The 12,147-nt window shown below is 73.0% G+C and carries 16 protein-coding genes; 1 reads left to right on the top strand and 15 read right to left on the bottom strand.

Going from position 1 to position 12,147, the window contains the following annotated elements; genetic code table 11:
• Nucleotides 1-422 precede the first annotated feature (422 nt).
• The 7 genes from AB0M18_RS10670 to hisI form a co-directional block, all read right to left on the bottom strand.
• Nucleotides 423-665: a tryptophan synthase subunit(beta) gene (locus tag AB0M18_RS10670; protein ID WP_365756477.1), complete on the bottom strand. Its 243-nt coding sequence runs from the start codon at nucleotides 663-665 to the stop codon at nucleotides 423-425.
• A 7-nt stretch (nucleotides 666-672) separates the two neighbouring features.
• Nucleotides 673-1,482 carry an indole-3-glycerol phosphate synthase TrpC gene (trpC, locus tag AB0M18_RS10675; protein ID WP_365756478.1) on the bottom strand — a complete coding sequence of 270 codons (810 nt, stop codon included), beginning with the start codon at nucleotides 1,480-1,482 and terminating at the stop codon, nucleotides 673-675.
• 144 nt (nucleotides 1,483-1,626) lie between these two features.
• Complete coding sequence (locus AB0M18_RS10680) at nucleotides 1,627-2,007, bottom strand: DUF2752 domain-containing protein (protein ID WP_365756582.1); 381 nt, start codon at nucleotides 2,005-2,007, stop codon at nucleotides 1,627-1,629.
• 239 nt (nucleotides 2,008-2,246) lie between these two features.
• Nucleotides 2,247-2,501, bottom strand: coding sequence for an HGxxPAAW family protein (locus AB0M18_RS10685; RefSeq protein ID WP_365756479.1), 255 nt, complete (start codon nucleotides 2,499-2,501; stop codon nucleotides 2,247-2,249).
• A 114-nt stretch (nucleotides 2,502-2,615) separates the two neighbouring features.
• Nucleotides 2,616-3,281, bottom strand: a complete 666-nt coding sequence (locus tag AB0M18_RS10690) for a TIGR02234 family membrane protein (protein ID WP_365756480.1) — start codon at nucleotides 3,279-3,281, stop codon at nucleotides 2,616-2,618.
• Between the two features lie 96 nt (nucleotides 3,282-3,377).
• Nucleotides 3,378-4,868, bottom strand: a complete 1,491-nt coding sequence (locus AB0M18_RS10695; protein WP_365756481.1) for an anthranilate synthase component I — start codon at nucleotides 4,866-4,868, stop codon at nucleotides 3,378-3,380.
• An 11-nt stretch (nucleotides 4,869-4,879) separates the two neighbouring features.
• The gene (hisI, locus tag AB0M18_RS10700) at nucleotides 4,880-5,248 is read right to left on the bottom strand and encodes a phosphoribosyl-AMP cyclohydrolase (RefSeq protein WP_365756482.1); all 369 of its coding nucleotides are present in this window, start codon (nucleotides 5,246-5,248) and stop codon (nucleotides 4,880-4,882) included.
• A gap of 119 nt (nucleotides 5,249-5,367) precedes the next feature.
• Between hisI and AB0M18_RS10705 the strand changes: the two genes are divergently transcribed.
• Nucleotides 5,368-6,003 carry a TIGR03085 family metal-binding protein gene (locus AB0M18_RS10705; protein WP_365756483.1) on the top strand — a complete coding sequence of 212 codons (636 nt, stop codon included), beginning with the start codon at nucleotides 5,368-5,370 and terminating at the stop codon, nucleotides 6,001-6,003.
• A gap of 175 nt (nucleotides 6,004-6,178) precedes the next feature.
• On the opposite strand, the gene hisF is transcribed toward AB0M18_RS10705, so the two are convergent.
• From hisF to hisD, 8 genes are read right to left on the bottom strand one after another with little or no spacing between them, the layout of a single operon-like run.
• Nucleotides 6,179-6,934 carry an imidazole glycerol phosphate synthase subunit HisF gene (gene hisF / locus AB0M18_RS10710; RefSeq protein ID WP_265861602.1) on the bottom strand — a complete coding sequence of 252 codons (756 nt, stop codon included), beginning with the start codon at nucleotides 6,932-6,934 and terminating at the stop codon, nucleotides 6,179-6,181.
• Complete coding sequence (locus AB0M18_RS10715; RefSeq protein WP_365756484.1) at nucleotides 6,931-7,329, bottom strand: RidA family protein; 399 nt, start codon at nucleotides 7,327-7,329, stop codon at nucleotides 6,931-6,933. The genes hisF and AB0M18_RS10715 overlap by 4 nt, the downstream gene beginning before the upstream one ends.
• Entirely contained in the window at nucleotides 7,326-8,069 is a 744-nt protein-coding gene (gene priA / locus AB0M18_RS10720; RefSeq protein ID WP_365756485.1) for a bifunctional 1-(5-phosphoribosyl)-5-((5-phosphoribosylamino)methylideneamino)imidazole-4-carboxamide isomerase/phosphoribosylanthranilate isomerase PriA, read from the bottom strand. The genes AB0M18_RS10715 and priA overlap by 4 nt, the downstream gene beginning before the upstream one ends.
• Before the next feature lie 2 nt (nucleotides 8,070-8,071).
• On the bottom strand, nucleotides 8,072-8,728 hold the full coding sequence (gene hisH, locus AB0M18_RS10725; protein WP_365756486.1) for an imidazole glycerol phosphate synthase subunit HisH: 657 nt from the start codon (nucleotides 8,726-8,728) through the stop codon (nucleotides 8,072-8,074).
• Entirely contained in the window at nucleotides 8,725-8,889 is a 165-nt protein-coding gene (locus tag AB0M18_RS10730; protein WP_365756487.1) for a hypothetical protein, read from the bottom strand. Before AB0M18_RS10730 ends, hisH begins: the two co-directional genes overlap by 4 nt.
• Before the next feature lie 2 nt (nucleotides 8,890-8,891).
• On the bottom strand, nucleotides 8,892-9,485 hold the full coding sequence (gene hisB / locus AB0M18_RS10735; protein WP_030492957.1) for an imidazoleglycerol-phosphate dehydratase HisB: 594 nt from the start codon (nucleotides 9,483-9,485) through the stop codon (nucleotides 8,892-8,894).
• Nucleotides 9,482-10,621 carry a histidinol-phosphate transaminase gene (locus tag AB0M18_RS10740; RefSeq protein ID WP_365756488.1) on the bottom strand — a complete coding sequence of 380 codons (1,140 nt, stop codon included), beginning with the start codon at nucleotides 10,619-10,621 and terminating at the stop codon, nucleotides 9,482-9,484. The genes hisB and AB0M18_RS10740 overlap by 4 nt, the downstream gene beginning before the upstream one ends.
• Nucleotides 10,618-12,000 (bottom strand): histidinol dehydrogenase, encoded by a 1,383-nt coding sequence (gene hisD, locus AB0M18_RS10745; protein ID WP_365756489.1) that lies wholly within the window; start codon nucleotides 11,998-12,000, stop codon nucleotides 10,618-10,620. Before hisD ends, AB0M18_RS10740 begins: the two co-directional genes overlap by 4 nt.
• Between the last annotated feature and the right edge of the window lie 147 nt (nucleotides 12,001-12,147).

The raw sequence follows: 12,147 nt of genomic DNA on the forward strand, positions 1-12,147 counted from the left end.
TTGCGCGCGAGTCGCTGACGTCCGGCAGCGGGGCGGTGCGGGCCGCTCCGTTGCGCCTTCGCCCGCGGGGCGGTTCGCCCTTGCGGGCTGCGCCTCGCCGCTCCGTTGTGGGCATACGTTCCGCAGGGGCGTGGGGGTCCCCCCAGGGCGAAGCCTTAGGGGGAGGGTGGGCACAACGGACGGCGCCCCCTGCCGGGCCTAGGCTTCCGCGCCTGAACGGCCACCCATAGGGCGCCGCATTCGTGGTGCGGGTCCAGGCCCAGGTGCGGAACGCGCCCGCACGGGCGCCGTCCCGTGTGCCCACCCGTCCCGCCCTGCGGGACGAATGCCCACAACGGGACAGCGCGGCCCGGCAGGAACGGCTAGGCACAGCCGGCGGCGCAGGCGCGGGCGCGCAGCCCGCTCTGCGGGCTACGGCGACGTCAGGAGACGCGCGCTCGGCGCGGGCGCCATCGCATGCCGTTGACCTGGCCCGGCTCGTCGCCGATCACGTAGCGGACCCGGCGGCCGTGGACGCGCCGGGCGGGGGCGCGGCAGCCGCGGGGGCGGCAGCCGCGGGCGAGCGGGGCGTGGCGACGGTCGCTTCCGTCCGCGTGCACGTCGACGGCGCCCCGGGCGATGCGGCCCGGGACGTGCGGCGTGTCGTGGCGGAAGCGGACGGTCATGCCGGGGTCAGCCCCGCCCGTGGCGCAGGGCCGGGTGGGCTCCGGCGGCGACCAGGTCGGCGACGGCGGCCTTCGGGTCGCGGCCGGTGACCAGGGACTCGCCGACCAGGACCGCGTCGGCGCCGGCGTTGGCGTACGCGATCAGGTCGTGCGGGCCGCGGACGCCGGACTCGGCGACCTTGACGATGCCGGCCGGGATCTCGGGCGCGACGCGCTCGAAGGTGGACCGGTCGACCTTGAGGGTCTTGAGGTTGCGCGCGTTGACGCCGATGATGCGGGCGCCGGCGTCGACGGCCCGCTCGACCTCGTCCTCGTCGTGGACCTCGACCAGCGGCGTGAGGCCGATGGACTCGGCGCGCTCGATGAGGGAGACCAGGGCCTCCTGCTCGAGGGCGGCGACGATGAGCAGTGCGAGGTCCGCGCCGTAGGCCCGGGCCTCCCAGAGCTGGTACGCGGTGACGATGAAGTCCTTGCGCAGGACCGGGATGTCGACGCGGGCGCGCACGGCCTCCAGGTCGGCCAGCGAGCCGCCGAAGCGGCGCTGTTCGGTGAGGACGGAGATGACGGCGGCGCCGCCCGCCTCGTAGTCGGCGGCGAGACCGGCCGGGTCGGCGATGGCGGCGAGCGCGCCCTTGGACGGGCTGGAGCGCTTGACCTCGCAGATCACCTTGACGCCGTCCCCGCGTAGTGCGGCGACGCCGTCCTTGGCCTGCGGCGCCTTTGCGGCGCGCTCCTTGAGCTCGTCGAGGGAGACCCGCGCCTGCCGCTCCGCGAGGTCGGCGCGCACGCCCTCGATGATCTCGTCGAGCACACTCACGCGAGAGGCCCCCTTCCGGGACTCGATGAACTTCGATGAACAACGTTCAGCCACGTCGATGGTATCCGCAGGTGGGCCGCTGACCCGCATCGGTCGACGACGCGTCCCATCTGCTGGGACTTCGAGGGGGTGCCCGGCGGGCCCTCAGGGTGCGAGCGCGGCCCCGAACGGCAGGTTCCGCACCAGAGTGAACAGGGTGAGTACGGCTCCGATGCCCCACCACCAGGCCGGGGAGATCGCGAGCCGCATGGGGATGCCACGGACGGCGCGAACCAGCCAGACGGCCATCACCACTCCGAAGATCCCGTAGCCGATGACGGCGAGCGCGTTGGCGCCGAGGGCGGCGCCGAGGTCGCCGTGGACGACGGCGTGGGCGCTGCGCAGTCCGCCGCAGCCGGGGCAGTAGAGGCCGGCGAAGCGGAGCAGCGGGCAGACGGGGTAGTGCCCGGGTTCGTTGGGGTCGACGGTGCCGACGTACGCGAAGGCCGCGGCGACCCCCGCGAGGGCGCCGAGCGGGGCCAGCAGGCGCCGGGCGAGCGGCCGGGGCGGCGGGGGCGGCCCGGCGGGCCCGTACGCCGCGTAGGCCCCGTACGGACCCGAGGGCCCGTGCGCCTGGCTGGAGTACGACTCGCTCACGGCTGCCGCCGTCGGGGTCGGGGTCGGGTTCGGATCCACCCGGTGATTCTCACCCGTACGGCGCGAAGGCGCAGCCCCGCGTCGCGGGACTGCGCCTTCGGGGTGAACCGTGGTGCGGCGGCGGCCGGTCAGGCCTTGCCGAGGGCGGTCCGGGTGGCGGCATCGCGGGCGGCCACGACGTCGGCCGATTCCTTCGGCTTGCCCAGGCCGGCGCCCTTCATCGCGAGGCCGACGACACCGCCGAGGAAGATGACACCGATGCTCGCCCAGAATCCGGGCGCGTTCGCCGCCACCATGAAGACGCCGGCGGCGCAGAAGCCGATGAAGGAGATGATGACACCGGTCCAGGCGGCCGGGGTGTGTCCGTGGGCGCTGCCCGCCATGAGTTGCTCCTCGTCGATGTTGCTCGGTGGTGACGCCTCATTGTTCCGCACATGGGCGCGCGACGATGAATCGGGGTGCCCGAACGATCACGCGTCGCATCCGGCGGGGCCTGGTCAGGCTCCGTGGGTGGGGTCCTCGCCGCGGTCGAGGGCCTTCCAGAGGTCCTCGGGGCGGTCCGGGTCGACGGTGGCCGGGGTGGCCGGGCGGCGGGCGGCGCGGGGTGCGCCGGAACGCTCGTAGCGGCCGCCCATGGCGGGCCAGGCCTTGCCGAAGCGCAGCGCGAAGAGCCCGGCGGCCAGGATGAGGACGGCGCCGGCGGCCGTGACGTACGGCCAGACGGTGTGGCTGAGGCTGCCGACCGCGGCGGCCGTGTTGCCGGTGATCCGGGCGGCCTCGGCGTCCAGGGCCGCGCTGTCGGAGGCGCCGAGGACGGCGGCGAGGGCCGCGCCGGCGCCGCTCAGGGCGAGCAGCGCGGCGACCATGGTGCGGCCGGTGCGGCGGACCGCGAAGACGGCGACGAGGGCGGCGAGGCCGACGATCGCGAGCGCGGTCGGGACGCCGGTGACGGTGCCGCCGTCGGCCTCGACGGGGACGGTTCCGCCGCCCACGGCCGCGGTGCCCTCGGCCCAGATCTGGCCGGCGGAGAGCAGTACGACGGTGGCTCCGAGGGCGCCGAGCAGCAGGGCCGCGGCCAGGCTGCGGCGGGCGCCGGAGGAGGCGGCGCCGCCCGGTCGGGCGGCTCGGGGCTGGGGTACGGGTACAGCACTCACATACCCCACTATCCCCTACCGGCTGGCCGTTCGTTCATCCGGTCGTGTGAACCTGCCCACCTGGCGATCACCCGAGGAAGTTCACCCCGGGTGTCAGCCGGGGTGTCACCCGGCCGTCATCCGGTTGGCGGTGTGGACCGCCCGCAGGACGGCGGCGGCCTTGTTGCGGCACTCGTCGTCCTCGGCGACCGGGTCGGAGTCGGCGACGACACCGGCTCCGGCCTGCACGTACGCCGTGCCGTCGCGGAGCAGCGCGGTACGGATGGCGATGGCCGTGTCGGAGTCGCCGGCGAAGTCGAGGTAGCCGACGCAGCCGCCGTAGAGGCCGCGCCGGGACGGCTCGAGCTCCTCGATGATCTGCATGGCGCGCGGCTTGGGTGCCCCGGAGAGGGTGCCGGCCGGGAAGCAGGCGGTGAGGACGTCGAAGGCGGTGCGGCCCTCGGCGACCTTGCCGGTGACGGTGGAGACGATGTGCATGACGTGCGAGTAGCGCTCGACCGACATGAAGTCGACCACCTCGACGGAGCCCGGTTCGCAGACCCGGCCGAGGTCGTTGCGCCCGAGGTCGACGAGCATCAGGTGCTCGGCGCGCTCCTTGGGGTCGGCGAGCAGCTCCTCGGCGAGGTCGTGGTCCTCCTGCGGGGTGGCACCGCGGGGCCGGGTGCCGGCGATGGGGTGGACCATCGCGCGCCCGTCCTCGACCTTGACCAGGGCCTCGGGCGAGGAGCCGACGACGTCGAAGCCGTTCTCGAAGCGGAAGAGGTACATGTACGGGGACGGGTTGGTGGCCCGCAGGACCCGGTAGACGTCGAGCGCGGAGGCGGTGCAGGGGGTCTCGAAGCGCTGCGAGGGGACGACCTGGAAGGCCTCTCCGGCCCGGATGCGCTCCTTGACGTCCTCGACGGCGTCCTGGTAGGCGGGGCCGCCCCACAGGGCCGTGTACTCGGGCAGCGCGGACTCGGGCAGGGCGGCCGGGATGGACGCGACGGGGCGGGCCAGGTCGGCCTCCATCGCGTCGAGCCGGGCGACGGCCCCCGCGTACGCCTCGTCGACGCCGGTCTCCAGGTCGTTGTGGTTGATCGCGTTGGCGATCAGGAGCACCGTGCCGTCCCAGTGGTCGAGGACGGCGAGGTCGCTGGTGAGCAGCATGGTGAGCTCGGGCAGCCTGAGGTCGTCGCGGCCGTGCTCGCCGATCCGCTCCAGGCGGCGCACGATGTCGTAGCCGAGGTAGCCGACCATGCCGCCGGTGAACGGCGGCATGCCGGAGGCCAGGTCCCGGGGCGTGTGCAGGGTCGCGACGGTGGCGCGCAGGGCGGCGAGCGGGTCGCCGTCGACGGGGACGCCGACGGGCGGGGCGCCGAGCCAGTGTGCCTCGCCGTCCTTCACCGTCAGCGTGGCGTCGCTGCGGACGCCGATGAAGGAGTAGCGGGACCAGCTGCGGCCGTTCTCCGCGGATTCGAGGAGGAAGGTGCCGGGGCGTTCGGCGGCGAGCTTGCGGTAGAGCCCGACCGGGGTGTCCCCGTCCGCGAGGAGCCGGCGGCTGACGGGGATGACGCGGCGGTCGGCCGCCAGCTTGCGGAAGGTCTCGAGATCCATGGCGCCAGACCCTACTCGGCCGCGAGGAGCACGTCGGTGTCGAAGCAGGTGCGGGTGCCGGTGTGGCAGGCGGCGCCGACCTGGTCGACCTTCACGAGGAGCGTGTCGGCGTCGCAGTCGAGGGCGACGGCCTTGACGTGCTGGACGTGCCCGGAGGTGTCGCCCTTGACCCAGTACTCCTGGCGGCTGCGGGACCAGTAGGTGGCGCGGCCGGTGGTGAGGGTGCGGTGCAGCGCCTCGTCGTCCATCCAGCCGAGCATCAGCACCTCGCCGGTGTCGTGCTGCTGGGCGATGGCGGGGACGAGCCCGTCGGCGCTGCGCTTGAGGCGGGCGGCGATGGCGGGGTCGAGGCCGCTGGGGGTCCGGGGCGTGCTGCTCATGCCGCCATTGTGCCGTGACCGGGGGTGATGGCCGGGGTACGTCCACTGGGCGGAACGGCGGGTCCGGTCGGCGGGCATCCACTGGGCGGAGCCGTGGCCGCGGTCGTACGCTGGCGCCCATGTCGACCCATGCCAAGCGTGAACGTCTTCTGCTCGCCGACCTGTTGGAGGCGGCCGGCCCCGACGCGGCGACGCTCTGCGAGGGCTGGCGGACCCGGGACCTGGCGGCGCACGTGGTGGTGCGCGAGCGCCGGCCGGACGCCGCGGCCGGGACGCTCGTCCCGCTGCTCAAGGACCGGCTGGAGCGGGTGCAGGCGGAGTTCGCCGAGAAGCCGTACGAGGAGCTGATCCAGCTCATCCGTACGGGGCCGCCGCGGATGTCGCCGTTCACGATCAAGCAGGTGGACGAGGGCGCGAACGTGGTGGAGTTCTATGTGCACGCCGAGGACGTGCGCCGGGCGCAGCCGGACTGGTCGCCGCGCGATCTCGACCCGGTGTTCGCGGACGCGCTGTGGTCGCGTCTGGAGAAGTCGGCCCGGCTGCTGGGCCGGAAGGCGCCCGTGGGTCTGGTGCTTCGCCGGCCGAACGGGCAGACGGTGGTGGCGCACCGCGGCACCCCGGTGGTGACGGTGTCCGGGGAGCCGGGCGAGCTGACCATGTACCTGTTCGGGCGGCAGGACGCGGCGAAGGTGGAGCTGGACGGGGAGCGGGCGGCGGTGGAGCGGCTGCACGAGGCGAAGCAGCTGGGCATCTAGCCCTCGGGCAGTTCGGCGCGGCGCAGGGCGGGCACCAGCAGGGCGAGGACTCCCGACAGGGCGCAGACGGCACGCTGACGGCCGCGCTGACGACGAAGACCTCACGACGGTGGGGGTGGGGCCCGCCCCGGGTCCCACCCCCACCGTCGTGCAGCGGGCCGGGGCCCGCCCATGGTCAGCGGACCTCGTGACCCGCTTCCCTCAGCGTCTGCTTGACCTCCGAGATCCGCAGGTCGCCGAAGTGGAACACCGAGGCGGCGAGCACCGCGTCCGCGCCGGCGTCGATCGCCGGCGGGAAGTGGGACAGCTTGCCGGCGCCGCCGGAGGCGATCACCGGGACGGTCACGTGCTTGCGCACGGCCGCGATCATCTCGGTGTCGTATCCGTCCTTGGTGCCGTCGGCGTCCATCGAGTTGAGCAGGATCTCCCCCGCGCCGAGCTCGGCGGCCCGGTGCGCCCACTCGACGGCGTCGATGCCGGTGCCCTTGCGGCCGCCGTGCGTCGTCACCTCGAAGGAGCCGGTGGGGGTACGGCGGGCGTCGACGGACAGGACGAGGACCTGGCGGCCGAAGCGCTCGGCGATCTCCTGGATCAGCTCGGGGCGGGCGATGGCGGCCGTGTTCACGCCCACCTTGTCGGCCCCGGCGCGCAGCAGCTTGTCGACGTCCTCCGCCGAGCGCACGCCGCCGCCCACGGTGAGCGGGATGAAGACCTGCTCGGCGGTGCGGCGCACCACGTCGTAGGTGGTCTCGCGGTTGCCGGAGGAGGCGGTGATGTCGAGGAAGGTCAGCTCGTCGGCGCCCTCGGCGTCGTACAGCTTGGCCATCTCGACGGGGTCGCCCGCGTCCCGCAGGTTCTGGAAGTTGACGCCCTTGACCACCCGGCCGTTGTCCACGTCCAGGCAGGGGATCACACGTACGGCGAGGCTCATGCCACATCACTCCTGTAGGCCTCGACCTCGACCTCGACGACCAGACGCGGGTCGACGAAGCCGGAGACGATGATCATCGACGCGGCGGGGCGGACGGTGTCGAACAGCTCCTTGTGGGCGCGGCCGACCTCCTCCACGTCCCGGGCGTGGGTGATGTACATCCGGGTGCGCACCACGTGCTCGGCGGCCAGACCCAGCTGCTTGAGGGCCGCGAAGGCCACGTTGAAGGAGTTGACGGTCTGCTCGTACGGGCCGCCGTCGGCGATGGCGCCGTCGACGACCGAGGTGCAGCCGGCCACCAGGACGGTGCCGTTGGGCAGCTCGACCGCGCGCGAGTAGCCGAACTGCTCCTCCCAGGGAGCGCCGGTCACGACCTTCCTCACCGCGTCGCTCATACGGCGGCCACCGCCTCCAGGGCCTCTTCGAGGGTGAACGCCTTCGCGTAGAGCGCCTTGCCGACGATCGCGCCCTCGACGCCCAGCGGGACGAGGCCGGCCAGGGCCCGCAGGTCGTCCAGGGAGGAGACGCCGCCGGAGGCGACGACCGGCTTGTCGGTGGCGGCGCAGACGTTCTTCAGGAGCTCCAGGTTGGGGCCCTGCAGGGTGCCGTCCTTGGCGATGTCGGTGACGACGTAACGGGCGCAGCCCTCGGCGTCCAGGCGGGCGAGCGTCTCGTAGAGGTCGCCGCCGTCACGGGTCCAGCCGCGGCCCTTCAGGGTGGTGCCGCGCACGTCCAGGCCGACGGCGATCCTGTCGCCGTGCTCGGCGATGACCTTGGCGACCCACTCGGGGGTCTCCAGGGCGGCGGTGCCGAGGTTGACCCGGGTGCAGCCGGTGGCGAGGGCCGCGGCGAGCGAGGCGTCGTCGCGGATGCCACCGGACAGCTCGACCTGGAGGTTCATGTCCGCCATGGACTCAGCGACCTGGCGGACCAGGTCCCGGTTGTCGCCGGTGCCGAAGGCGGCGTCCAGGTCGACCAGGTGGAGCCACTCGGCGCCGGAGCGCTGCCAGGCGAGGGCGGCCTCCAGCGGGGAGCCGTAGGAGGTCTCGGTGCCGGACTCGCCGTGGACGAGGCGGACGGCCTGGCCGTCGCGGACGTCGACGGCGGGGAGGAGTTCGAGGACGCTGGGCGACACGGTCACAGGGTTCCGATCCAGTTGGTGAGGAGCTGGGCGCCGGCGTCGCCGGACTTCTCGGGGTGGAACTGGGTGGCCCACAGGGCGCCGTTCTCGACGGCGGCGACGAACGGCTCGCCGTGGGTGGCCCAGGTGACCTTGGGTGCGCGCATGTTGGGGTTGCCGACCTCCAGGGTCCAGTCGCGCACGGCGTAGGAGTGCACGAAGTAGAACCGGGCGTCGGCGTCCAGGCCGGCGAACAGCTCGGTGCCGGCGGGCGCGTCCACGGTGTTCCAGCCCATGTGGGGCACGACGGGGGCGTTCAGCGGCTCGACCGTGCCGGGCCACTCGTCGAGGCCCTCGGTCTCCACGCCGTGCTCGATGCCGCGGGCGAAGAGGATCTGCATGCCGACGCAGATGCCCATGACGGGGCGCCCGCCGGCGAGCCGGCGGCCGACGATCCAGTCGCCGCGGGCCTCCTTGAGGCCCTTCATGCAGGCGGAGAAGGCGCCGACGCCGGGGACGAGGAGCCCGTCCGCGTTCATCGCCTTCTCGTAGTCGCGGGTGATCTCGACGTCGGCGCCGACCCGGGCGAGCGCGCGCTCGGCGGAGCGCACGTTGCCGAAGCCGTAGTCGAAGACGACGACCTTCTTGGGGGTCTTGGGGCTGCTCACGCTCATGACCACACGTCCAGACGCAGGACGCCGGCCGAGATGCACATGACGGCACCGATGGAGAGCAGCACGATCAGGCCCTTGGGCATCTGCTGCTTGACGAAGGAGTAGATGCCGCCGAGCAGGAAGAGCCCGACGACGATGAGGACGGTGGAGAGGCCGTTCACGGTTACAGGGCGCCCTTCGTCGAGGGGAGGATGCCGGCGGCGCGCGGGTCGCGCTCGGAGGCGTAGCGCAGGGCCCGGGCGAGCGCCTTGAACTGGCACTCGACGATGTGGTGCGCGTTGCGCCCGTACGGCACGTGCACGTGCAGCGCGATCTGCGCCTGGGCCACGAAGGACTCCAGGATGTGCCGGGTCATCGTGGTGTCGTAGGAGCCGATCATCGGCGCCATGTTCTCCGGCTCGGTGTGCACCAGGTAGGGGCGGCCCGAAAGGTCCACCGTCACCTGCGCCAGCGACTCGTCAAGGGGGACGGTGCAGTTGCCGAAGCGGTAGATGCCGACCTTGTCGCCGAGGGCCTGCTTGAAGGCGGCGCCGAGGGCGAGGGCGGTGTCCTCGATGGTGTGGTGCGAGTCGATGTGCAGATCGCCGTCGGTCTTCACGGTCAGGTCGAACAGACCGTGCCGGCCGAGCTGGTCGAGCATGTGGTCGTAGAAGCCGACCCCGGTCGACACGTCGACCTTTCCGGTGCCGTCGAGGTCGATCTCGACGACGACGGACGTCTCCTTGGTGGTGCGCTCAACGCGGCCTACGCGGCTCATGCGTTCTGCTCCTTCTTCAGCTCACGAACCGCGTCGAGGAACGCGTCGTTCTCTTCGGGGGTGCCGGCGGTGACCCGCAGCCAGCCCGGTACGCCGTTGTCCCGGACCAGGACGCCCCGGTCGAGGATCTTCCGCCAGGCCTCGTGGGAGCCGGCGGCCCCGTCGAAGTGCCCGAACTGGACGAAGTTGGCGTCGGACTCGGTGACCTCGTAGCCGATGGCGCGCAGCTCGGCGACCAGGCGGTCGCGCTCGGCCTTGAGCTGCTCGACGTACCCGAGGAGGGTGTCGGTGTGCTCCAGGGCCGCGAGGGCGGTGGCCTGGGTGACGGCCGAGAGGTGGTACGGCAGTCTCACCAGCTGGACGGCGTCGACCACGGCGGGGTGGGCGGCGAGATAGCCCAGGCGCAGTCCGGCGGCGCCGAAGGCCTTGGACATGGTCCGGGAGATCACCAGGTTCGGACGGCCCGCGATGAGGGGCAGCAGCGAGGCCCGGTGGCTGAACTCCACGTACGCCTCGTCCACGACCACGAGGGCTCCGGCTCCGGGCCTGGCGGCCTGGGCGGCCTCGTAGAGCGCGAGGACCGTCCCGGCGTCGACGGCCGTGCCCGTGGGGTTGTTCGGCGAGGTGACGAAGACGACGTCCGGCGCGTTCTCGGCGATCGCGCTGACGGCCGCCGTGAGGTCGATGGTGAAGTCCTCGTTGCGCGGACCGGAGATCCAGCCGGTGCCGGTGCCGCGGGCGATCAGGGCGTGCATCGAGTACGAGGGCTCGAAGCCGATCGCGGTACGGCCGGGGCCGCCGAAGGTCTGGAGCAGCTGCTGGAGCACCTCGTTGGAGCCGTTGGCGGCCCACACGTTGGCGAGGGCGACCTCGTGCCCGGCCGTACGGGTGAGGTAGCGGGCCAGCTCGGTGCGCAGCTCGACGGCGTCGCGGTCGGGGTAGCGGTTGAGGCCGCGGGCGGCCTCGGCGACCCGCTCCGCGATCCGCGCCACCAGGGGCTCGGGCAGCGGGTAGGGGTTCTCGTTGGTGTTCAGCTGGACGGGGACGTCGAGCTGAGGCGCGCCGTAGGGCGACTTGCCCTTCAGCTCGTCGCGGATGGGAAGGTCGTCGATCCCGACCTTGTCGTACGAGGTCACTTGCTCTCGGGCACCTTCCTCCCCCACAGGGCTTCGCCCGTGGGGGTACCCCCAAACCGCGCCTTGATCGCGGCGCCGTGCGCGGGCAGGTCCTCCGCCTCGGCGAGGGTGACCACGTGGTGGGCGACCTCGGCGAGGGCGTCGCGGCTGTAGTCCACGATGTGGACGCCACGGAGGAAGGACTGCACGGACAGGCCGGAGGAGTGGCAGGCGCAGCCGCCGGTGGGCAGCACGTGGTTGGAGCCGGCGCAGTAGTCGCCGAGCGAGACCGGCGCCCAGGGGCCGACGAAGATCGCGCCCGCGTTGCGGACCCGGTCGGCGACGGCGGAGGCGTCGGCGGTCTGGATCTCCAGGTGCTCGGCGCCGTAGGCGTCGACGACCTTCAGACCGTCCTCCAGGCCGCTGACGAGGACGATCGCGGACTGCCGGCCGCCGAGGGCGGGCACGATCCGGTCGTCGACGTGCTTGGAGGCGGCGACCTGGGTCTTCAGCTCGGCCTCGGTGGCCTCGGCGAGCTCCGCGGAGTCGGTGACGAGGACGGAGGCGGCCATCGGGTCGTGCTCGGCCTGGCTGATCAGGTCGGCGGCGACGTGCACCGGGTCGGCGGTGGAGTCGGCGAGGATCGCGATCTCGGTGGGGCCGGCCTCGGCGTCGATGCCGATGCGGCCCTTGAGGAGGCGCTTGGCGGCGGCCACGTAGATGTTGCCGGGGCCGGTGACCAGGTTGACCGGGGCGCAGCCGGGCTCGTCGGCGGTGTCGGCGCTGTCGGCGGTTCCGTACGCGAACATCGCGATGGCCTGGGCGCCGCCGGCCGCGTAGACCTCGTCCACGCCGAGGAGGGCGCAGGCGGCGAGGATCGTCGGGTGCGGCAGGCCGCCGAACTCCTTCTGCGGGGGCGAGGCGACGGCCAGGCCCGCGACGCCGGCCTCCTGGGCCGGCACGACGTTCATCACGACGGAGGACGGGTAGACGGCGCGGCCGCCCGGCACGTACAGACCGACGCGGTCGACCGGGATCCACTTCTCGGTGACCGTGCCGCCCGGCACGACCTGGGTGGTGTGAGTGGTGCGGCGCTGCTCGCGGTGGACCATGCGGGCGCGCCGGATGGACTCCTCCAGGGCCGCGCGGACGGCCGGATCGAGCTCGTCGAGCGCGCGGGCGATCGCCTCGGCGGGCACGCGGAGGCTCGGGACGCGGACGCCGTCGAATTTCTCCCCGTAGTCGATCACCGCGGCCGCGCCATGATGCCGGACGTCCTCGCAGATCGGCCGCACCTTCTCCAGGGCGGCTTCCACGTCGAACTCGGCACGGGGCAGCAGGTCGCGCAGGGCGGAACCCTCGGGCAGGGTCTCACCGCGCAGATCGATTCGAGAGATCACGGGTCAATTCTCTCAGACGGCCCACAGGGCCGGTCTTCCGTATCACTGGCTGATACGAACCCCTCTGACGTCTGATACGCACCACTGGCGTCTTGTCGCCACTCCTGACCGTTAGCGTTCAGTCCGTCACTCAGCGGGAAGAACGGC

It is taken from the genome of Streptomyces sp. NPDC051909, assembly GCF_040681095.1.
GTDB lineage: Bacteria > Actinomycetota > Actinomycetes > Streptomycetales > Streptomycetaceae > Streptomyces.

What these genes read in the sequence shown, in the direction of transcription:
- AB0M18_RS10670 (WP_365756477.1), bottom strand. Translation starts at nt 665, where the DNA reads ATGACCGTCCGCTTCCGCCACGACACGCCGCACGTCCCGGGCCGCATC.
- hisH (WP_365756486.1), bottom strand. Translation starts at nt 8,728, where the DNA reads ATGAGCGTGAGCAGCCCCAAGACCCCCAAGAAGGTCGTCGTCTTCGAC.
- hisB (WP_030492957.1), bottom strand. Translation starts at nt 9,485, where the DNA reads ATGAGCCGCGTAGGCCGCGTTGAGCGCACCACCAAGGAGACGTCCGTC.
- AB0M18_RS10705 (WP_365756483.1), top strand. Translation starts at nt 5,368, where the DNA reads ATGTCGACCCATGCCAAGCGTGAACGTCTTCTGCTCGCCGACCTGTTG.
- AB0M18_RS10715 (WP_365756484.1), bottom strand. Translation starts at nt 7,329, where the DNA reads ATGAGCGACGCGGTGAGGAAGGTCGTGACCGGCGCTCCCTGGGAGGAG.
- AB0M18_RS10695 (WP_365756481.1), bottom strand. Translation starts at nt 4,868, where the DNA reads ATGGATCTCGAGACCTTCCGCAAGCTGGCGGCCGACCGCCGCGTCATC.
- hisF (WP_265861602.1), bottom strand. Translation starts at nt 6,934, where the DNA reads ATGAGCCTCGCCGTACGTGTGATCCCCTGCCTGGACGTGGACAACGGC.
- AB0M18_RS10685 (WP_365756479.1), bottom strand. Translation starts at nt 2,501, where the DNA reads ATGGCGGGCAGCGCCCACGGACACACCCCGGCCGCCTGGACCGGTGTC.
- hisI (WP_365756482.1), bottom strand. Translation starts at nt 5,248, where the DNA reads ATGAGCAGCACGCCCCGGACCCCCAGCGGCCTCGACCCCGCCATCGCC.